The organism is Microvirga sp. TS319, from assembly GCF_041276405.1.
Lineage (GTDB): Bacteria > Pseudomonadota > Alphaproteobacteria > Rhizobiales > Beijerinckiaceae > Microvirga.
In genome coordinates this window covers 1,814,698-1,833,381 of the sequence record NZ_JBGGGT010000002.1, presented here as the reverse complement: position 1 = coordinate 1,833,381, position 18,684 = coordinate 1,814,698, and the positions used below count along the sequence as shown (strand labels likewise).

At 65.2% G+C, this 18,684-nt stretch carries 19 protein-coding genes; 12 read left to right on the top strand and 7 right to left on the bottom strand.

Annotated features, from left to right (window positions below):
• Nucleotides 1-25: 25 nt before the first annotated feature.
• A complete protein-coding gene (gene recO / locus AB8841_RS18035; RefSeq protein WP_370437197.1) occupies nucleotides 26-757 on the bottom strand; it encodes a DNA repair protein RecO in 732 nt (243 codons plus the stop codon).
• A gap of 194 nt (nucleotides 758-951) precedes the next feature.
• Here recO and AB8841_RS18030 point away from each other — a divergent pair, with 194 nt between their 5' ends.
• The gene (locus AB8841_RS18030) at nucleotides 952-2,841 is read left to right on the top strand and encodes an OmpA family protein (RefSeq protein WP_370437196.1); all 1,890 of its coding nucleotides are present in this window, start codon (nucleotides 952-954) and stop codon (nucleotides 2,839-2,841) included.
• 64 nt (nucleotides 2,842-2,905) lie between these two features.
• Here the strand turns inward: AB8841_RS18030 and era are convergent, their stop codons facing one another.
• From era to AB8841_RS18005, 5 genes are all read right to left on the bottom strand, one after another.
• Nucleotides 2,906-3,820 carry a GTPase Era gene (gene era / locus AB8841_RS18025; RefSeq protein ID WP_370437195.1) on the bottom strand — a complete coding sequence of 305 codons (915 nt, stop codon included), beginning with the start codon at nucleotides 3,818-3,820 and terminating at the stop codon, nucleotides 2,906-2,908.
• On the bottom strand, nucleotides 3,807-4,517 hold the full coding sequence (gene rnc / locus AB8841_RS18020) for a ribonuclease III (RefSeq protein WP_370437194.1): 711 nt from the start codon (nucleotides 4,515-4,517) through the stop codon (nucleotides 3,807-3,809). The genes era and rnc overlap by 14 nt, the downstream gene beginning before the upstream one ends.
• A 3-nt stretch (nucleotides 4,518-4,520) precedes the next feature.
• Nucleotides 4,521-5,264 (bottom strand): signal peptidase I, encoded by a 744-nt coding sequence (lepB, locus tag AB8841_RS18015; protein WP_370437193.1) that lies wholly within the window; start codon nucleotides 5,262-5,264, stop codon nucleotides 4,521-4,523.
• 213 nt (nucleotides 5,265-5,477) lie between these two features.
• Entirely contained in the window at nucleotides 5,478-5,909 is a 432-nt protein-coding gene (acpS, locus tag AB8841_RS18010; protein WP_370437192.1) for a holo-ACP synthase, read from the bottom strand.
• Entirely contained in the window at nucleotides 5,906-6,664 is a 759-nt protein-coding gene (locus tag AB8841_RS18005) for a pyridoxine 5'-phosphate synthase (RefSeq protein WP_370437191.1), read from the bottom strand. The genes acpS and AB8841_RS18005 overlap by 4 nt, the downstream gene beginning before the upstream one ends.
• A 116-nt stretch (nucleotides 6,665-6,780) precedes the next feature.
• Between AB8841_RS18005 and AB8841_RS18000 the strand changes: the two genes are divergently transcribed.
• The 8 genes from AB8841_RS18000 (at nucleotide 6,781) to radA (ending at nucleotide 14,110) form a co-directional block, all read left to right on the top strand.
• Nucleotides 6,781-7,032, top strand: coding sequence for a hypothetical protein (locus AB8841_RS18000; protein ID WP_370437190.1), 252 nt, complete (start codon nucleotides 6,781-6,783; stop codon nucleotides 7,030-7,032).
• A 325-nt stretch (nucleotides 7,033-7,357) separates the two neighbouring features.
• The gene (gene rpsF / locus AB8841_RS17995; RefSeq protein ID WP_370437189.1) at nucleotides 7,358-7,759 is read left to right on the top strand and encodes a 30S ribosomal protein S6; all 402 of its coding nucleotides are present in this window, start codon (nucleotides 7,358-7,360) and stop codon (nucleotides 7,757-7,759) included.
• A gap of 2 nt (nucleotides 7,760-7,761) precedes the next feature.
• Nucleotides 7,762-8,013 (top strand): 30S ribosomal protein S18, encoded by a 252-nt coding sequence (rpsR, locus tag AB8841_RS17990; RefSeq protein ID WP_160883627.1) that lies wholly within the window; start codon nucleotides 7,762-7,764, stop codon nucleotides 8,011-8,013.
• A gap of 130 nt (nucleotides 8,014-8,143) precedes the next feature.
• Nucleotides 8,144-9,106, top strand: coding sequence for a DUF2232 domain-containing protein (locus AB8841_RS17985; protein ID WP_370437188.1), 963 nt, complete (start codon nucleotides 8,144-8,146; stop codon nucleotides 9,104-9,106).
• Between the two features lie 25 nt (nucleotides 9,107-9,131).
• Complete coding sequence (gene rplI, locus AB8841_RS17980; RefSeq protein WP_370437187.1) at nucleotides 9,132-9,695, top strand: 50S ribosomal protein L9; 564 nt, start codon at nucleotides 9,132-9,134, stop codon at nucleotides 9,693-9,695.
• A 361-nt stretch (nucleotides 9,696-10,056) separates the two neighbouring features.
• The gene (locus AB8841_RS17975; protein ID WP_370437186.1) at nucleotides 10,057-11,550 is read left to right on the top strand and encodes a replicative DNA helicase; all 1,494 of its coding nucleotides are present in this window, start codon (nucleotides 10,057-10,059) and stop codon (nucleotides 11,548-11,550) included.
• The gene (alr, locus tag AB8841_RS17970; protein WP_370437185.1) at nucleotides 11,547-12,710 is read left to right on the top strand and encodes an alanine racemase; all 1,164 of its coding nucleotides are present in this window, start codon (nucleotides 11,547-11,549) and stop codon (nucleotides 12,708-12,710) included. The genes AB8841_RS17975 and alr overlap by 4 nt, the downstream gene beginning before the upstream one ends.
• On the top strand, nucleotides 12,710-14,110 hold the full coding sequence (radA, locus tag AB8841_RS17965; protein WP_370437184.1) for a DNA repair protein RadA: 1,401 nt from the start codon (nucleotides 12,710-12,712) through the stop codon (nucleotides 14,108-14,110). Before alr ends, radA begins: the two co-directional genes overlap by 1 nt.
• Nucleotides 14,111-14,142: 32 nt before the next feature.
• Here radA and AB8841_RS17960 read toward each other — a convergent pair whose 3' ends face one another.
• Nucleotides 14,143-14,529 carry an SgcJ/EcaC family oxidoreductase gene (locus AB8841_RS17960; RefSeq protein WP_370437183.1) on the bottom strand — a complete coding sequence of 129 codons (387 nt, stop codon included), beginning with the start codon at nucleotides 14,527-14,529 and terminating at the stop codon, nucleotides 14,143-14,145.
• A gap of 473 nt (nucleotides 14,530-15,002) precedes the next feature.
• Here AB8841_RS17960 and AB8841_RS17955 point away from each other — a divergent pair, with 473 nt between their 5' ends.
• The 3 genes from AB8841_RS17955 to AB8841_RS17945 all read left to right on the top strand — a co-directional run bounded on the left by AB8841_RS17955 (nucleotide 15,003) and on the right by AB8841_RS17945 (nucleotide 18,198).
• Nucleotides 15,003-15,617, top strand: a complete 615-nt coding sequence (locus AB8841_RS17955) for a CvpA family protein (protein ID WP_370437182.1) — start codon at nucleotides 15,003-15,005, stop codon at nucleotides 15,615-15,617.
• Between the two features lie 112 nt (nucleotides 15,618-15,729).
• On the top strand, nucleotides 15,730-17,217 hold the full coding sequence (purF, locus tag AB8841_RS17950) for an amidophosphoribosyltransferase (protein ID WP_370439301.1): 1,488 nt from the start codon (nucleotides 15,730-15,732) through the stop codon (nucleotides 17,215-17,217).
• Between the two features lie 237 nt (nucleotides 17,218-17,454).
• Nucleotides 17,455-18,198 (top strand): SDR family NAD(P)-dependent oxidoreductase, encoded by a 744-nt coding sequence (locus AB8841_RS17945; protein WP_370437181.1) that lies wholly within the window; start codon nucleotides 17,455-17,457, stop codon nucleotides 18,196-18,198.
• The last annotated feature ends 486 nt before the right edge of the window (nucleotides 18,199-18,684 follow it).

Here is an 18,684-nt window from a genome sequence, read left to right as displayed (position 1 = left end):
AATGAGAACATAACAGAAACAAACCTTATTCGTCCCCAGCTGTCGCGAGTGCGACGAAACGCGCCCGCTCCTCGGGGGCCCGCTGCCCCTGCGGATCGAAGACGTTCTGATGCAGGAAGAAGTCCGTCAGCGCAAATCCGGCCTTGATCTCGCTCTCGCTCGGCCGGTTGGCCCTGCTCTGGCCGATCAGGAAGCCCGGGAGCGCCAGGAGACGATCCTTGTAGGGCTCCCCTGCCGCCGCGCTGACGGCACGGCCGCTCCTGGGCGAAACATAGACGAGATCCCGTTCGGTGCCCGTAGCAGCGCAGGACGTGAGATCGAGCCCGAAGCCGAGTTCCGCCAGCATGGCGAGTTCGAACCGCACGAAGAGCGCGGGCGCAAGGTCCGGATCGTCCAGATGGTCCACGAGAACGGTCAGGGTTTCGTAGAGGGCAAAATGCGGATCGCGCTCCGGGACGCAGCGCAGCAGATTGGCCAGGGCGGCGAGGCCGTAGAGCGCCATAGACGAGCCCATGAGGCGGGACGCGCGGAGCTTGATGCCTTCGACCTGGAAATTTCCGAGATGCTCGTCGAGGCGCGCCCGCCACGTCGCCTGAACGGTATTGCCGGGCTGGAGCACCGGCCGCAGCGCCTTGGAACGCCCGCCATGGACGAGGCCCGAATGACGGCCGTGCTCGCGCGTCATCACTTCGAGAATGACGCTCGTCTCGCCATGTTTGCGGACGCCGAGAACGACGCCTTCGTCGGCCCATCGCATTGGATTCGGCTGCTTTCTGAACGATCTCGGAACGAAGCCCTGATGTAAGCATCGAAGGAGCTTTTTTCCATATTTTCCAAGAGCATCGAACTAAAATGTTAAGATACCTTGCAAGATTGCACGACGCCTAAATTGGAACAAAATGGACAGCTTAGCATTCACGCCTCTCATACCCCGAAAGTGAATTGAGGATCATGAAGCTTACCAACCTGTTCCTTGCGAGCACTGCCATCCCGCTGATGATGCTGTCGGCGAACGCGTCTGCGCTCCAGCCGCAAAACTCCGCTCCCATCACGGTAGCCCAGGCCGATACGGGTGACCAACCGCAGCAGCCGCCCAGGGCAAGACAGAAACCGCAGGGACAGGACGAGCAGGCTCCTCCAGGCCAGCAGCGCCGCGAGAGGCGCCAGGGCGCGGACGAGGAAGGCGGCCGCCCGCAGCGTCCCCAGCGCGGCGCCCAGGGAAGCGAGTCCCCCGACACCCCGCGAGCTCCCCGCGCCGCCAATCCTGATCAGGAGGCGCCCGCAACGCCCCGCCGGAGCCAGGAACAGCGTCCCCAAGAACAGCGCCCCCAAGAACAGCGCCCCCAAGAACAGCGTTCGCAACAGCCGCGGCAACAGGAACAGCGCCAGCCTGCCGAGAAGCCGGCACCGGCCCAGCCGAGCCAGGCTCCGGCCGAGCGCAGCCAGACCCAGAGCCAGGAGCGGAACGAGGCACCCGCACGCCAGAAGCGCCCGGACGCGCAGGAGCGTGATCAGCGCCCCGGCGATCGCCAGCGCCCGCAGGCTCCCGATTCTTCCGAGCGCCCCGCGTCACCCTCGACCACGGCGCCAGCCCCGCAGCGCCGGGACGCGACTCCGGCTCCCCGCCCTGCGGACGAGCAGCGTCAGGAGCAGGATCAGCGCAGAAACCCGGATCAGCGGAGGGATCAGGATCGGTCCAGGACCAAGCCCGCTCCTTCGACGACCCCGCCGCGCACCGCACCGACGCCGGCTCAAACTGCCCCGGCTCCGACCGCACCCGCACCTGCGCCCCGCACGCAGCCTGCCCCGACGGCGCCGGCCCAACCGGCCCCCGCACCACGAGCCCAACCTACGCTGCCGCCCGCACCGAATGCGCCGCAGCAGGCGTCTCCCCAGCAGGCTCAGCCCCTCGATCCGTCGCGGGTGCGCATCGACGATCTGCGCCGCCAGCGCCGCGAGCGCCGGGAGGGTGATCGGGTCATCATCGAGGAGCCCGGCGACCGCACGATCATCCGCGAGGGCAACAGCGTCATCATCCGCCACGACGAGACGGAGCGCTTCCGCCGTATCTACGGAGCGGACGAAGTGCGGGTGGAGCGCCGCGGTCCCGGAGAGGAAACCACGATCGTTCGCCGCCCGGACGGTTCCGAAATCGTCACGGTGCGCGACGAATACGGCAACCTTGTCCGCCGCATCAGGCGCGAGCCCGCAGGCCGCGAGGTGATCCTGATCGACAACCGCCGCAGCGGCATCGGCGCGCGCCCGGGCTACGGCTACGTCGAGGAGGACGTCCTTCGCCTTCCGCCGCCTCGGGTCAGCATTCCGCGCGACGAGTACATCGTCGAGACGGAACGCGCCTCCCCGTCCCAGATCGTGGAAGCCTTCACGGCTCCGCCGGTCCAGCGCATCGATCGCGCCTATACCCTCGACGAAGTCCGTCGCAGCCAGCCGCTGCGCGAGCGCATGCGCCGCGTCGACCTCGACACGATCAACTTCGAGTTCGGCTCCTGGGAGCTGCCGCCGGATCAGATCGACGCCCTCGGCGTGATCGCCGACGGCCTGCGCCAGGCCATCTCCCGCAACCCGAACGAAATCTTCCTGATCGAAGGCCACACGGATGCGGTCGGGTCGGACGAGGACAACCTGACCCTCTCGGACCGCCGCGCGGAAACGGTCGCGACGATCCTGTCTCAGCGCTTCCAGATCCCGGCCGAGAATCTGACCACGCAGGGCTATGGCGAGCAGTATCTGAAGGTGAACTCCCAGGGCCCCGAGCGGGAAAACCGCCGCGTCACCCTGCGCCGCATCACCCCGCTGCTGCAGGGCCAGAACCAGCAGTAAAAACAGAAAGCCGCGAGGGGAATTCTCCTCGCGGCTTGTTTCTAAAACGGAATGCCTTTGCGGCTTACCCTTTCGGGAACTCCAGTCCCATCTCGCGATAGCGCTCGGGATCGTCGCTCCAGTTCTCGCGCACCTTGACGAAGATGAAGAGGTGCACGGGGGCTTCCGCGATTTCGGCGATTTCCTTGCGCGCCGCCTGTCCGATGGCCTTGATGGTCTGGCCGCCCTTGCCGAGAACGATCTTGCGCTGGCTGTCGCGCTCCACGAACACCGTCTGCTCGATCCGCACGGAGCCGTCCGGCCGCTGCTGCCACTGATCCGTCTCCACGGTGGACTGGTAGGGCAGCTCCTCGTGCAGACGCTCGTAGATCTTCTCGCGGGTGATCTCGGCGGCGAGCATGCGCAGAGGCGCATCGGAGATCTGATCTTCCGGATAGAGCCACGGTCCTTCCGGCATCATGGCCGCAAGCTGGCTCCTGAGCCTGTCGATGCCGTCGCCGTTCAGCGCCGAGATCATGAAGGTATGGGCGAACGGCACCATCTCGTTGAGCCGGGAGGCGAGCTCCAGCAGCTTCGAGCGCTCGATCAGGTCGATCTTGTTGAGGATCAGCACCTTCGGACGCTTCAGCTCGGGCAGCCTGGCGAGAATGGCTTCCGCCTCCTCGTCGATCCCCCTGCGCACGTCGAGCAGGAGCGCGACCACGTCCGCATCCCCTGCCCCGCCCCAGGCCGAAGTGACCATCGCCCGGTCGAGGCGGCGCTTGGGCTTGAAGATGCCGGGCGTGTCCACGAAGACGATCTGCGTGTCGCCTTCCATGGCGATGCCCCGCACCAGAGCGCGCGTCGTCTGCACCTTGCGCGACACGATGGAGACCTTGGAGCCCACGAGCGCGTTGAGAAGCGTCGACTTGCCCGCATTCGGGGCGCCGATAAGCGCGACGAAACCTGCTTTCGTCGTGACTGGCTCAGGATGTTCCATGCTCTTCCTCCGTCCAGACGCCCTCTCGGAGGAGAAGGCTCCGCGCCGCCGCCTGTTCCGCGATGCGCTTCGATGTACCGTGCCCGAACTCGGTGTCGGTGCCCTTGACCCTGACCATCACACGAAACTTCGGCGCGTGATCGGGGCCCGTCTGCTCTGCCACCGTGTAGGTCGGCGGCGGCAGGCCCCGTCCCTGCGCCCATTCCTGCAATGCGCTCTTGGGATCCCGGAGGGAGCGCCGGGGCGCTTCCAGCAGGCCCTTGAAGCTGCGCTCCACGAGCCCCTTCGCGGCATCGTAGCCGCTGTCGAGGAAGACGGCGCCGATGATCGCTTCGCACACATCCGCCAGGATGGTCGGATTGCGCCGCTCGCCCGAATGCGCTTCGCCCGCGCCGAGCTTGAGGTAGGGCCCCACGTCCCAGGCAATGGCGATCTCGGCACAGCTTTCGCGGCGCACCAGCTCCGCTAGACGGCGCGAGAGCTCGCCTTCGGGAGCCGTTGGGAAAATGTCGTAGAGCATCTCGGCGACGGCGAGGCCGAGCACGCGGTCGCCGAGGAATTCGAGGCGCTGATAGCTCTTTCCGCCGGCCTTCGGGGCGCTCACATGCGTGAGCGCCTCGTCGAGAAGTTCAGGCTTCAGAAACTGGTAATCCAGCTTCTTCAGCAACTCGTCGTGATTCGGTTTGCGACGGGTCACGGCTTAGTGAATCCGCTCGAAAAGGCGATTCCAGCGGATGTGCTGCGGCCACTCCCAGGGCCGCCACAGGGATGCGCCCTCGTCGATGGAGAAGAAGATGATCTCCGCGCGGCCGACGAGATTCTCGGCCGGAACCTGGCCCACATTCGCCTCGTCGCGCGAGTCGGTCGAGTTATCCCGGTTGTCGCCCATCATGAAGTAATGGCCCGGTTGCACCGTATAGATGTCGGTGTTGTCCCAATAGGCCCGGTCGCCCTTCAATTCGATAATGTAATGGCTGGTGCCTTCCGGGAAGGTTTCCTTGTAGCGCGGGACGGCGGTGGGTCGGCCGTACTCGTCCACCGTCTGATAATCCTCCACGCGCTCGCGATGCACCGGCTGCCCGTTGATGTTCAGAACGCCGCCGATCATCTGGATCCGGTCGCCGGGAAGGCCGACCACGCGCTTGATGTAGTCGGTCGAGTTGTCCTTGGGCAGCTTGAACACCACGATATCGCCGCGCTTCGGATCCGAGCCGAAGATCCGGCCGGAGAACAGGGGCGGGCTGAAGGGCATCGAGTGCTTCGAATAGCCGTAGGCGTATTTGGACACGAAGAGATAATCGCCGATCAGCAAAGTCGGGATCAGGGAGCCTGACGGGATGTTGAAGGGCTGGAACAGGACGGTGCGGACCACCACGGCGATCAGAAGAGCCTGGATGATGACCTTGATCGTCTCCCAGAGGCCCTCTTCTTCCTTTTTCTTCACGCTTCTACTCGGGTTGTGCTTGGCGTTGTCGCTCACTTGAATCGACCTATGCTCGAGGGATGTCGCGGCCAAAAAAGCCGCCCTTCGTTGTCTGCTGCGGCAGTCGAGAGCGGTTTGCACTTCAACCGGAAGTGCAAACCGCTCTCGAGGGTTTTGGAGCCGCATGGCTTCGGAGCCGGCATGGCTGCCCGTCCCGCGCCCCCATGCTCTAGCCTATGGCGGGTGCTGCCGCAACGCGCCCGTCCCGGCAACAGGCCGTGCTTCGATCACCACGAAGGCTTGAGCCAGAGGGGGATCGTCCGTCAAGGAGACGTGGATCACCGGCTCGTAGCCCTGCGGGGTCATGGCCCTGAGGCGATCGAGGGCTCCGCCGGACAGGCGCAGGGTCGGGCGACCGCCTGGCAGATTCACGACCTCCATGTCGCGCCAGAACACGCCATGGCTGAGGCCGGTCCCTAGGGCCTTGGCACAGGCCTCCTTGGCGGCGAAGCGCCGGGCATAGGACGGCCCGCGTGCGGCGCGGCGGTCGCTGCGCGCCCGTTCGCCTTCCGTGTAGATACGATGCGTGAATCGGTCCCCGAAACGTTCGATGGAGCGTTCGATCCGGCGAATGTCGCAGAGGTCCGATCCGATTCCGAGAATCATGCGGGCACCTGTGCCCGGCCCTCGTCCATGGCGGCGCGCATGGCGCGGACAGCCTCGTCGAGACCCATGAAGATCGCCTCCCCGATGAGGGAATGACCGATGTTCAGCTCCACGATCTGCGGGATCGCCGCGACCGGGCGCACCGAATCGAGGGCCAATCCGTGGCCCGCGTGGATTTCGAGCCCGAGGCCGGCCCCGTGGGCGGCGGCCCGGCGCAGGCGCTCCAGCTCATGGGCGACCTTCGCCTCGTTCCCTTCGGCAACGGCCTCGCAATAGGTGCCGGTATGGAGTTCGACCACGGGAGCGCCCAGATCGCAGGCGGCGTCCATCACGTCCGTCTCCGGCTCGACGAAGAGCGAGACGCGGATGCCCTGAGCTTTCAATTCCTGGATCATCGGGCGCAGATGGGAAGCGCCGCCGATGATGTCGAGCCCCCCTTCCGTGGTTCTCTCCTCTCGTTTCTCGGGCACGAGGCAGCAGGCATGGGGATGAAGGCGCGTGGCGATCCCGATCATCTCGGGCGTCGCCGCCATCTCGAAGTTGAGCGGCACGAAAAGCTGACGCTTCAGGCGCTCCATGTCCTGATCGCGGATATGCCGCCGGTCCTCGCGCAGGTGCGCCGTAATGCCGTCGGCGCCTGCCAGCACGGCCATATGGGCGGCCCTGATCGGGTCGGGATCGATGCCCCCGCGGGCATTCCGGACGGTTGCGACATGATCGATATTGACGCCGAGGCGAAGAGGAGGAGCTTTCATGGGCCTGTTTTTAACTGAGAACTTCGCGTTGACTACATCTTACAAGAAAACGCTTGTTTCTCTATTGCCACAATGCGAATGTATCATTGTTTCATTTATAGCCGAGTAAGTGCTTTATGCTGCGTATTTCCGTGATGATCCTGGCGGGGATCGGCACCATGCTCTGGCTATGGGTCGCCGGGACAGCACTCATTATCGACGCGTATCAGATGGGAGAAGGAATTGCCTATGTGTTCGGAGCCCTATCGACCCTGTTGTTTCTCGTCTTTACCCTTCCGGCCCTGATTCTCGCCCTGAAGAACAGGGCGTTATGGACCGCTCTGGTATTGGCCATCGTGCCATTGATCTCGCTGTTGATATTCCTTTAGGCAAACGCCGAGCCCGCGTTCAAGCCCTCTCTGAGGCCAGAGCCATTTGGACCGCCAGGATCGCCGAGTCGGCCGCCCCATTGCCTTTCCCATGCAGATCGACTATAGCCCGCGCTTCGCGTTCGCTCCGGCCGGGGGCTGAACGGACGGTGCGGCCTGCCGCACAGGGTCCTTCGGACTCGTCGTCCCGTGTCTCCGCCTTCGACAACCGCTCGGGCCTTGCAGGCTCGAAGGGCTTGGCGCCGATCGGACGCGCGAAACCGGCCTGAACACTTCGCCAAACGTGGTGCGAAGGCCAGATCCTCAAACCTGAGAAAGGCCCACTATGCCTCTCTACGAGCATATTTTCATGGCTCGCCAGGACGTGACACCCCAGCAGGTCGAAGCAATGGTCGACCAGTACAAGGGCGTCATCGAGCAGAATGGCGGCAGCATCGACAAGACCGAGATGTGGGGCGTTAAGTCCCTCGCCTACCGCATCAAGAAGAACCGCAAGGCGCACTTCACGATGTTCAACCTCAACGCTCCCGCTGCCGCGGTTGCCGAGATGGAACGTCAGATGCGCATCAACGAAGACATCCTTCGCTTCATGACCATCAAGGTCGAAGAGCTCGAGACCGAGCCGTCCGTGATGATGCAGAAGCGCGACCGTGACGAGCGCAAGGACCGCGAGCGTCGTGAGCGCGACGGCGGCGGCTTCGAAAGCAACGAAGGCGAGGAGGCTTAATCATGGCATTTGGTGCTGGTGGCGGCGGTGGCCGTCGTCCGTTCTTCCGTCGTCGCAAGACCTGCCCGTTCTCGGGCCCGAACGCGCCGAAGATCGACTACAAGGACACGAAGCTCCTGTCCCGCTACATCTCGGAGCGCGGCAAGATCGTTCCTTCGCGCATCACGGCCGTCTCGGCCAAGAAGCAGCGTGAGCTCGCCCAGGCGATCAAGCGCGCCCGCTTCCTGGGCCTGCTGCCCTACGTGATCCGCTAATTACGCCTTCGGCGGGCCGTTCTCCCGAACGGCCCGCCTTTTCGACGTTTCACCCAGCGGTGGAATTCCGCCGGGTCAGTTGGGGCAATGAGCCCCTAACCCTGCCGTGAGCAGCGGGACAGCGAGAACCATGAACTTTATCGCAACAGGCATCGGCGCGGGCCTCGTCTCGGCCCTTCTGACAGTGGTGGTGGTCAAGGAGACCATGCTGGCTGTCCTGCTCGCCATGCTTGCGCCGCTTCCCATCCTGATCGTCGCGCTCGGCTGGAACCATCGCTCCGGTCTCGTCGCCACCCTCGTGGGCGGCCTGGCGATCGCGATTTTCACCGCATCCCCCATCAGCGCCTTCGGCTTCATCGCCATCACGGGCCTGCCGGCGTGGTGGCTCGCCTATCTGGCCCTGCTCGGACGCCCCGCCGCCGACGGGACGATGGAATGGTATCCGATCGGGCGGCTCCTCGGCTGGGTGGCGGCCACGGCGGCCCTCACCATCGTGGCGACCGGAATCATCTCCTCGGGGGCCGATTACACGGCCTTCCAGTCCCGGTCGCGGCAGATCTCCTCAGCCTTCGTCAGCATGTTCTTCGAGGCCCCAGATCCGGGGACCGAGGACGGGCGCGAGGCTCTCACGGACGCGCTGGCGACGATGACGCCGGCCCTGTCGGCCTTCGGCTTCACCTTCTTCATGGGCCTCTATCTCTGGCTCGCCGCGAAGGTGGTCTCCGCCTCGGGACGCCTGCCGCGCCCCTGGTCGCCCGTCCCCGGGCTGTCGATGCCGCGCGCCATTCTCTGGGCCCCCGTCCTGGCCTTCGTCCTGATTCAGTTCGAAGGCTTCGTCGGCGCCCTCGGCTATGCGCTGTTCGGCGCGCTCCTGATGGCCTTCACCCTCCAGGGCCTCGCCGTCATCCACGAGCGGACGCAGGGTAAGCCGGGACGCGGCTTCATTCTGGCAGGCCTCTATGCGCTGCTGTTCCTCACGCAGGGCGTCATGGTCACGGCCCTGTCTCTCTTCGGCCTCGCCGATACGATCTTCGGCTTTCGGCGCCGCTTCGGCGGAAACAGGCCGAAACAACCGCCGACCCTTTCAACCTGATCACGAACATTAAAGGAGAAAACCGATGGAAGTGATCCTTCTCGAGCGCGTCGCAAAGCTTGGCCAGATGGGCGAGACCGTCAAGGTTCGCTCGGGCTATGCCCGCAACTTCCTCCTGCCGCGCGGCAAGGCTCTGCGCGCCACGGAGAACAACAAGAAGCATTTCGAGCAGCAGCGCGCCCAGCTCGAGGCCCGCAACCTCGAGCGCCGCAAGGAAGCCGAGGTCGTGGCCGAGAAGCTGAACGGCCAGAGCTTCATCATCCTGCGCCAGTCCGGCGAGACGGGCGTGCTCTACGGTTCGGTCTCCACCCGCGACCTCGCCGAGGTGATGTCGGAGAACGGCTTCACGGTCGACCGCAACCAGATCGTCCTCAACACGCCGATCAAGACCCTTGGCCTGCACAACGTGCCGGTCTCCCTGCACCCGGAGGTCGAGGTTTCGGTCACGATCAACGTGGCCCGCAGCCCTGAGGAAGCCGAGCGCCAGGCTCGCGGCGAGGCGGTCACCACCCGCGAAGAGACCAACCTCGACGACCTCGGCCTCGAGGTCGGCGCGGCTCTCGCCGAAGCCGGCGACGTCGAGCTCTAAGGAGTTCGACCGGCGGCCCCTTTTTTGCCTCCTCCCCCCGCGGGAGGAGGGTCAGGGTGCGACGATCCGCCGGAACGGTCCATGGCCACAGGCAAGGCGGGAGCTTGGCGGAAGCCTTGCTCCAGTTCTCGTTTTGTTCCAAAATGGCGCTTTCCATCGATTCGATGGGGAGCGCTTTTTCGTCGGGTTCTTCCTGCACCGGAGAGTCAAGCCGAATGAGTCGCGAGACAATAGCCATGTGAGTATTGAGGACAGTGAGGACAGGTGCCCCGAGTCCCGTCTATGTGTTCGAAGAGCAACCTTTCAGACACGAATTCGGGTCTAAGACCAATAATCCCCTTCCCCGTTTTCGGAGCGCCAGATGGCCACCGCCAATGCCCTCATCGCCCGCTTAGAAAATGCCGAGCCGCAATTTCGCACGCCTCCCAGCAACCTCGAGGCCGAGCAGGCCCTGCTGGGCGCCATTCTGGTCAACAACGACGCCTATTATCGCGTTTCGGACTTTCTCGAGGCCGAGCACTTCATCGAGGATCTGCACCGGCGCATCTACGAAGTCGCCACGAGCCTGATCAAGGCCGGCAAGGTTGCGACCCCAATCACGATGAAGACCTTCCTGGGCGACCAGGATCTGGGCGGCGTCACCGTCTCGCAATATCTCGCCCGCCTGGCGGCGGAGGCCACCACGGTCATCAACGCCGAGGATTACGGCCGCACGATCTACGACCTCGCGATCCGCCGCTCTCTCATCAACATCGGCGAGGACCTGGTGAACACAGCTTTCGACGCTCCCGTCGAAAGTTCGCCCCGAGACCAGATCGAGGAGGCCGAGCGGCGCCTTTACTCCATCGCCGAAACGGGCCGCACCGACGGTGGCTTCCAGCGTTTCTCGGACGCGCTGACCGCCGCCATCGACATGGCGGCGGCCGCCTACAAGCGCGAGGGAGCCCTGTCGGGCATCTCGACCGGGCTCATCGATCTCGACAAATCCCTCGGCGGCCTCCAGCCCTCCGACCTCATCATCCTGGCGGGCCGCCCGGCCATGGGTAAGACCTCGCTGGTGACGAACATCGCGTTCAACATCGCCAAGGCCTACAAGGCGGAGAAGCAGCAGGACGGAACCCTGAAAACCGTGAACGGCGGAATCGTGGGCTTCTTCTCCCTCGAAATGTCGGCGGAGCAGCTCGCCACCCGCGTCATCGCCGAGCAGGCGGGCGTGCCCTCCTACAAGATCCGCCGCGGCGACATGCGCGAGGACGATTTCTACAAGATCACCGAAGCCGCCCGCGAGATGCAGTCGATCCCCTTCTATATCGACCAGACCGGCGGCATCTCCATCGCGCAGCTCACCGCCCGCGCCCGGCGCCTCAAGCGCCAGCGCGGTCTCGACCTTCTCATCGTGGACTACCTGCAGCTCCTCTCCGGCTCGTCCAAGAAAGGCGAGAACCGCGTGCAGGAACTGACGGAGATCACCACCGGCCTGAAGGCGCTCGCCAAGGAACTCGCCGTTCCGCTCATCGCTCTGTCCCAGCTCTCGCGCCAGGTGGAATCGCGCGACGACAAGAGGCCGCAGCTCTCCGACCTTCGTGAATCGGGCTCGATCGAGCAGGACGCCGACGTGGTCATGTTCGTTTACCGCGAAGAGTACTATCTAAAGAACAAGGAGCCGAAACCCGGCACCGAAGAATATTTCAAGTGGCAGGCGGAGATGGATCAGATCCACGGCAAGGCCGAAGTCATCATCGGCAAGCAGCGTCACGGCCCCACGGGCACCGTGCAGCTGGCCTTCCAGGCCGACATCACCCGCTTCACCAACCTCGCAGACGAAGACAAACTTCCCGATCGGATCGGCGATTGACCAGGACAGAACAGACGACCACCGCCGGGGGCATTCCCGACGACAGGGCCGGCGGCCTCCTTCACATCGACCTCGCGGCGCTCGGCCGGAACTGGCGCAGCCTGCGCGACCGGGCGGGCGGCGCGGAGGCTTCGGCCGTGGTCAAGGCCGACGCGTACGGGACCGGCATCGAGCAGGCCGTGCCGGCCTTGGCGCAGGCAGGCTGCCGCACATTCTTCGTGGCGCACGTGAGCGAGGCGATCCGCGCCCGCGCCGCGGCGCCCGGTTCGACCGTCTACGTGCTGAACGGCCTGTTTCCCGACACGTCGCAGGCCTATGCGCAGCATGATCTGCGCCCGGTTCTCGGCTCGTTCGAGGAGATCGGGGAATGGGCCGCCTTCTGCCGGTCGCAGGGGCGCCGATACGCCGCCGCGATCCATGTCGACACGGGCATGAACCGCCTCGGCCTCACGGTCCCCCAGGGCCTGACCCTGAAGGATCGCGCCGAACTGAAGGATTTCGAGACCGCGCTTCTCATGAGCCATTTCGTCAGCGCGGAGGAGAGCGACAACCCGATCAACAATCGCCAGATCGACGCCTTCAGGGCCGTGCGCGAGACGCTGCCAGGGGTGCGCGCCTCGCTCGCCAATTCGTCCGGCATCTTCCTGAAGGAGAAGCCGCATTTCGACCTCGTGCGTCCGGGCTATGCGCTCTACGGCGGCAATCCGACGCCCGATCTCCACAATCCCATGAGCGCCGTCGTGGAGCTTCAGGCGCGCATCGTGCAGCTGCGCTGGGTCGAGGCCGACGACACGGTCGGCTACAACGCGCGGTGGCTGGCGCTCGGTCGGCGGCGAATCGCCACGCTCTCGGTCGGTTATGCGGACGGCTATCCACGCTCGGCAAGCGCGCGTGGGACGAGCGGCGAGGAGCTGCTGGCGGGCCGGGTTCTGGCAGCCGGGCGCCAATGCCCCTTCGCGGGCAACGTCTCCATGGATCTGATCACAGTGGACGTGACCGACATTCCGGAAAGCAACCTCAGGCGCGGCGACACCGTGACCATGATCGGCGGGGCTCTCGCGATCGACGAGGTCGGCCGCCGCGCCGGCACCATCGGCTACGAGATCCTCACCAATCTGGGCCGCCGCTACGCTCGCACCTATCGCGGGACGCAGGGCTGATGGCCAAGCGTCACCCGTCTTTCGTCTGCCAGGAATGCGGTGCGGTCTACAACCGCTGGAAGGGCAAGTGCGAAGCCTGCGGCGGATGGAACACCATCGTCGAGGAAGCGGGCTCCGCGAGCCCCATGTCGGGCCCCGTCGCGACGCGCCCCTCGCGCGCCAAGGGCCGCATCTTCCCGCTCGAAGGTCTCTCCGGGGAAACCAAGGAAGCTCCCCGTACGCCGTCCGGAATCGCGGAGCTCGACCGGGTGACCGGCGGCGGCTTCGTGCACGGCTCGATCATCCTGCTCGGCGGCGATCCGGGAATCGGCAAGTCGACGCTGCTCATGCAGGCTTCCGCCGCCCTCGCCAACCGCGGCGAGCGTGTAGCCTATATCTCGGGCGAGGAAGCGGTCGGGCAGGTGCGCCTGCGCGCGGAACGGCTCGGCCTCGGCCTGTCGCCGGTGGAACTCGCCTCGGAGACCAATGTCGAGGACATCGTGGCCACCTTGAGCCAGGGCCGCCCGCCCGCGCTCGCGATCATCGACTCGATCCAGACCATGTGGACCGAGACGGTCGAATCGGCCCCCGGCACGGTCACCCAGGTGCGGGGCTCGGCCCAGGCGCTCATCCGATTCGCGAAGACGACCGGCACCTCCGTCATTCTCGTGGGCCACGTCACCAAGGACGGACAGATCGCCGGTCCCCGCGTCGTCGAGCACATGGTCGACGCCGTGGTGTCGTTCGAGGGCGATACGGGCCATCATTTCCGCATCCTGCGCGCGGTGAAGAACCGCTTCGGCCCCACCGACGAGATCGGCGTCTTCGAAATGTCCGATCAGGGCCTGCGCGAGGTCCCCAACCCCTCCGAACTCTTTCTCGCCGGGCGCGACATGGCGACTGCCGGTACCGCCGTCTTCGCCGGCATGGAAGGCACGCGCCCGCTTCTCGTCGAGATCCAGGCGCTCGTCGCCCCCTCCTCCCTCGGGACGCCGCGCCGGGCCGTGGTCGGCTGGGACCAGAGCCGCCTGTCCATGGTGCTCGCGGTGCTCGAGGCCCACGGCGGCCTGAAGCTCGGCATGCACGACGTCTACCTGAACGTTGCGGGTGGCCTGCGGATCACCGAGCCGGCGGCGGATCTCGCGGCCGCCGCCGCCCTCGTGTCGTCCCTGTCCGGCAATCCGCTGCCGCCCGACACGGTGTATTTCGGCGAGCTGGGCCTCTCCGGCGCAATCCGGCCCGTGGCCCAGGAGCAGGCCCGGCTGAAGGAAGCGGCCAAGCTCGGCTTTTCCGGCGCCGTCTCCCCGGCGCCCCGCCTCGACAAGAACAAGCGGGAGAAGCTCCCGCTCGCCACCTCGTCGATCGGCCACATCACCGATCTGGTCGCGGGAATCGCCGCGCGTCGGCGCAGGGCCTCCTGAAACCTCTTCCGGCGCGGGAGAAGCAGCCGCCGTCAGCCGCGCGCCGCCAGGAGATTCGCGTCGCGGGCGAGCCGCCACCGGCCATCGGCCCCCTTGCGCAGAAGCGTCAGCGTGTGCCCCGACCGGCGCACCGGCTCTCGGGCGTTCGGAGGCGTGATCGTCATGTCGATGTGGCATCGCATGAACGCCCAGTCGCCCATCACCTGCAATTCCAGAATGTCGCTCGTTCCCTCCAGGCGCATTCCTTCCATGCTCCGCGAGGCGGCGGCGAAGGCCTCCCTGCCGAACGGGTCCCGGCCCGGCACCATGAAGATCACGTCCTCGGTCATCAGGGACAGGACCTTGGCGACATTGCCCTCCAGGCTCGCCGCCATCCATGCCGCGACAAGCTCCCTGATCGCCTTCTCATCATCCGTCATATTCGCCTCCGTGACGGGAAACCAGGTACGTCGCTGGGACCTCCAGCGCATCGGACGTGACATCGAACCCACATCCGATGCTGTCACTCTACCATCTTGAGCATCTTTTCCCGCAAAACCGGTTCCCACTTTTGCGTTCGATGCTGTCGGCCCGAGATCCCACGGCGCGGCTTTCGACCAAGGTGACGATACCTCCCAAGCTGGGCATTAGGCCATCCGGTCTAATTGACCTCACACGGCAATCTTATACGTCTGGATCGAGAACTTTTTGGGCACATATGCGTGTCGCAAGAGTTGACAGTCACTCCTCTCCCCCTGGCCCCGGCGACGTTCGCCGGGGTCTTTTTGTGTCCGGGCTCTTTCGGGGGGCACACGGGCAGCATAGGGGTGACGAAAGCATCTCTTAAGGCTATACAGCCTGGCCTCGTTCCGCGAATGCGGCCCTTGTCCCTGTTTCTGCGTAGGCTCGGCTCATGCCCTTTTCTGTTCTGGACCTCGTCGTCATCGGAATTGTCCTGATCTCGGCTCTCCTGGCGGCCGTCCGCGGCTTCACCCGCGAGGTTCTGGCCATCGTGGCCTGGGTCGTGGCCGCCGCCGCGGCCTGGTACCTGCACCCCACCGCCCTTCCCATCGCGCAGCAATATATCAGCAGCCATACGGTCGCCCTCGTGGCGGCCATCGGCGGCATCTTCGTGATCACCCTGATCATCGTCTCGATCATCACGGTCCAGATTTCGGACATGATCCTCGATTCCCGCATCGGAGCCATCGACCGCACGCTCGGCCTCGTCTTCGGAGCCGCTCGCGGCTTCCTGATCTGCGTGATCGGCTGGGCTTTCCTGAGCTGGCTGCTCCAGGGCAAGGAGCCCGAATGGGCGACCGCCTCGAAGACCCGCCCAGCCATGGAAAATACCCGCGACAGCATCATCGCCATGCTGCCCGAGAACGCGGAAGCCCTCATCCAGAAGCTCAAGAAGCCGGCCGCGCCGGAGAACGAGCCCGTGGAGCCGGCCGAGCCCGATCCGCAGCGCGGCGCGGCGCCCGCCCCGGCCTCGCCCGCCCCGCAGACGCCACAGCGCCGGGGGTGAGCCCCTCCTGTTCACTCTTTGAAGAGCGACAGGAAAACCCATTGGCCTTTGGCCTCAGGACGATTAGATAGAGGCCGCGTCGGCTAAGGGCGCGGATCCCAAGGAAAGCATGATGTCTTCCAGGTCTGAGACGTGGCAGGTCACCCCTAAGAAGGTGGACCTCGACCTCGACGGCGATACCCTGCGTGAAGAATGCGGCGTGTTCGGCATCTACGGCCATCCGGATGCGGCGGCGATCACCGCTCTTGGGCTTCACGCCCTCCAGCATCGCGGACAGGAGGCGGCCGGCATCGTCTCCTTCGACGGCGACGTTTTCCACTCCGAACGCAAGCTCGGCCTCGTCGGTGACAGCTTCTCCGACCGGGGAACCATCGAGCGGCTCGCGGGCGTTTCCGCAATCGGTCACGTGCGCTACTCGACCACCGGCGAGACGGTCCTGCGCAACGTTCAGCCCCTCTTTGCCGAGCTCGACGGGGGCGGCTTCGCCGTCGCCCATAACGGCAATCTCACCAACGGCCTGACCCTTCGCCGCAACCTGATCCGCGATGGCGCGATCTGCCAGTCCACCACGGATACGGAGGTGATCGTCCACCTCGTGGCCCGCAGCCGCAAGGACCGGGTCGTGGACCGCTTCGTCGAGGCGATCCAGAAGATCGAAGGCGCCTATGCTCTCGTGGCCCTCACCAACAAGAAGCTGATCGGCGCCCGCGATCCGATGGGCATCCGCCCGCTGGTGCTCGGTGAGCTCGACGGCCGCTACATCCTCGCCTCCGAGACCTGCGCGCTCGACATCATCGGAGCCCGCTTCATCCGCGACGTCGAGAACGGCGAATGCGTCGTGATCTCGGACGAGGGCATCGAATCCTTCCGGTTCGCCGAGAAGGTGCCGCCGCGCCCCTGCATCTTCGAATACATCTATTTCGCCCGCCCCGATTCCATCGTGAACGGCCGCAGCGTCTATGAGGTTCGCAAGGGCATGGGCCGGGAACTCGCCACGGAATCCCCGGCCGACGCGGACGTGGTCATCCCGGTGCCGGATTCCGGCGTTCCGGCGGCTTTGGGCTTCGCCCAGAGCTGCGGCCTGCCCTATGAGCTCGGCATCATCCGCAACCATTACGTGGGCCGCACCTTCATTCAGCCGACCCAGTCGGTGCGCGAGCTCGGCGTTCGCATGAAGCACTCCGCCAACCGCGCCGCCATCGAAGGCCGGCGCATCGTACTGGTCGACGACAGCCTCGTGCGCGGCACGACCTCGGTGAAGATCGTGCGCATGATGCGCGAGGCGGGCGCGAAGGAAGTGCATTTCCGCATCGCGAGCCCGCCGATCACCCATCCCGATTTCTACGGCATCGACACGCCGGAGAAGGAGAAGCTGCTCGCAGCGACTCACGACCTCGAGCAGATGCGGGAATATATCGGGGCGGATTCGCTGGCCTTCCTGTCCATCGAGGGCATCTACCGGGCCATGGGCGAGAAGGGCCGCAACCCGGCGCAGCCGCAATTCACCGACCATTGCTTCACGGGCGATTATCCGACGGCCCTGACGGACCTCTCCGTCGCCACGCCGCGCCGCCTCGCCCTGCTGGCCGAAGCCGACTAGACATCGGACGCAGGAAGTGGATTTGCACTTTTGGGCTCGAATCCGATGCTCCCACTCGAGAACGGAGCATCGTTCGAGCGGACCCGGAGAGCCGCGTTCGCGAAAACCGGGTCCACTTTTCCGCACGATGCGCTAGACCTGTCCCACTTGCGTGGAATCACGTCGTGCCCTGGTTCGACCCATAGTGCCGATGGCAAACCGGATCTCCTTCGCCGAAACATGCTCTGAGGACGTCTCATGGACAAACCCCTTCTCAATCGCGTGGCGGTCGTCACCGGCGCATCGCGCGGCATCGGCCGTGCGGCCGCCCTGGCCCTGGCCGAGGCCGGTGCGCACATCATCGCCCTGGCCCGCACGCAGGGCGCGCTCGAGAGCCTCGACGACGAGATCCGCGCGAGAGGGTCGTCCGCGACCCTCGTTCCGGTGAACCTGAAGGATCTCGACGCCCTCGACCGCCTCGGGGCCGCGATCTACGAGCGCTGGGGCAAGCTCGACATTCTCCTCGGCAATGCCGGTCAGCTCGGCGAGCTGGCACCGATCACCCATGTCGACCAGCCGGTCTGGGACGAGGTGATGACCGTCAACGTCACGGCCAATTACCGCCTGATCCGCTCCTTCGATCCGCTTCTGCGCGCGTCCGACGCCGGACGCGCGATCTTCCTGACCTCGGGCGCCGCCCATTCGTGCAAGGCCTATTGGGGCGTCTATTCGGTGTCCAAGGCCGCCCTTGAGGCCCTCGTACGCACCTATGCCGCCGAAACGGCGACGACCCCGGTCAAGGTCATGCTCCTGAGCCCGGGCGCGCTTCGCACTTCGATGCGCCGCGCCGCCATGCCGGGCGAGGATCCGCTGACCCTCAAGACCCCCGAGGACCTTGCGCCCCACATCGTGAAGCTCGCCCTACCCTCCTGGACCGAGACGGGCAAGATCTACGACTTCAAGCAGGACGGGAAGGTCGTCGCGCCGCAATTGCCCGCCTAGAGCATCGGACGCGGGAAGAGGAATCCACTTTCGGGATCGATCCTATGCTCCCGTCTTGGGTGAGCCCATCGTTCTTGCGAAAAACCGGGGCTACTTTTTCGCACGATGCTCCTGTCTTGGATGAGCGCATCGTTCTTGCGGAAAACCGGAGCCACTTTTTCGCACGATGCGCTGGCGCCCCCTGCGACATATTGGCCGTTTACTGAAGGCGGCCCCCTCGGGCTGCCTTTTTGCTTGTCCGCCGCACATGTGCGGCGCGCCGGCACTGGATTCTTCAGCAGAAGTTCATTTTGGAAGCGCTAATCATCGCCCCATCAGGACTTCGCCTCGCCGGCGAATGCTTGAGAAGCGCCTTCTTCTCACACCGAATACTCAAAGCACATCACATTTTTCTGCTTGAGGCGACACGCGGAATGCGGCGCCCCGGCGGGATCTCAAGGGTAACGCGTCGCGCACAGGACCGTCAGAGTTCCGGCGTGGCGGGTT

What these genes read in the sequence shown, in the direction of transcription:
- recO (WP_370437197.1), bottom strand. Translation starts at nt 757, where the DNA reads ATGCGATGGGCCGACGAAGGCGTCGTTCTCGGCGTCCGCAAACATGGC.
- AB8841_RS18030 (WP_370437196.1), top strand. Translation starts at nt 952, where the DNA reads ATGAAGCTTACCAACCTGTTCCTTGCGAGCACTGCCATCCCGCTGATG.
- era (WP_370437195.1), bottom strand. Translation starts at nt 3,820, where the DNA reads ATGGAACATCCTGAGCCAGTCACGACGAAAGCAGGTTTCGTCGCGCTT.
- acpS (WP_370437192.1), bottom strand. Translation starts at nt 5,909, where the DNA reads ATGATTCTCGGAATCGGATCGGACCTCTGCGACATTCGCCGGATCGAA.
- AB8841_RS18005 (WP_370437191.1), bottom strand. Translation starts at nt 6,664, where the DNA reads ATGAAAGCTCCTCCTCTTCGCCTCGGCGTCAATATCGATCATGTCGCA.
- AB8841_RS18000 (WP_370437190.1), top strand. Translation starts at nt 6,781, where the DNA reads ATGCTGCGTATTTCCGTGATGATCCTGGCGGGGATCGGCACCATGCTC.
- rpsF (WP_370437189.1), top strand. Translation starts at nt 7,358, where the DNA reads ATGCCTCTCTACGAGCATATTTTCATGGCTCGCCAGGACGTGACACCC.
- rpsR (WP_160883627.1), top strand. Translation starts at nt 7,762, where the DNA reads ATGGCATTTGGTGCTGGTGGCGGCGGTGGCCGTCGTCCGTTCTTCCGT.
- AB8841_RS17985 (WP_370437188.1), top strand. Translation starts at nt 8,144, where the DNA reads ATGAACTTTATCGCAACAGGCATCGGCGCGGGCCTCGTCTCGGCCCTT.
- rplI (WP_370437187.1), top strand. Translation starts at nt 9,132, where the DNA reads ATGGAAGTGATCCTTCTCGAGCGCGTCGCAAAGCTTGGCCAGATGGGC.
- AB8841_RS17975 (WP_370437186.1), top strand. Translation starts at nt 10,057, where the DNA reads ATGGCCACCGCCAATGCCCTCATCGCCCGCTTAGAAAATGCCGAGCCG.
- radA (WP_370437184.1), top strand. Translation starts at nt 12,710, where the DNA reads ATGGCCAAGCGTCACCCGTCTTTCGTCTGCCAGGAATGCGGTGCGGTC.
- AB8841_RS17960 (WP_370437183.1), bottom strand. Translation starts at nt 14,529, where the DNA reads ATGACGGATGATGAGAAGGCGATCAGGGAGCTTGTCGCGGCATGGATG.
- AB8841_RS17955 (WP_370437182.1), top strand. Translation starts at nt 15,003, where the DNA reads ATGCCCTTTTCTGTTCTGGACCTCGTCGTCATCGGAATTGTCCTGATC.
- purF (WP_370439301.1), top strand. Translation starts at nt 15,730, where the DNA reads ATGTCTTCCAGGTCTGAGACGTGGCAGGTCACCCCTAAGAAGGTGGAC.
- AB8841_RS17945 (WP_370437181.1), top strand. Translation starts at nt 17,455, where the DNA reads ATGGACAAACCCCTTCTCAATCGCGTGGCGGTCGTCACCGGCGCATCG.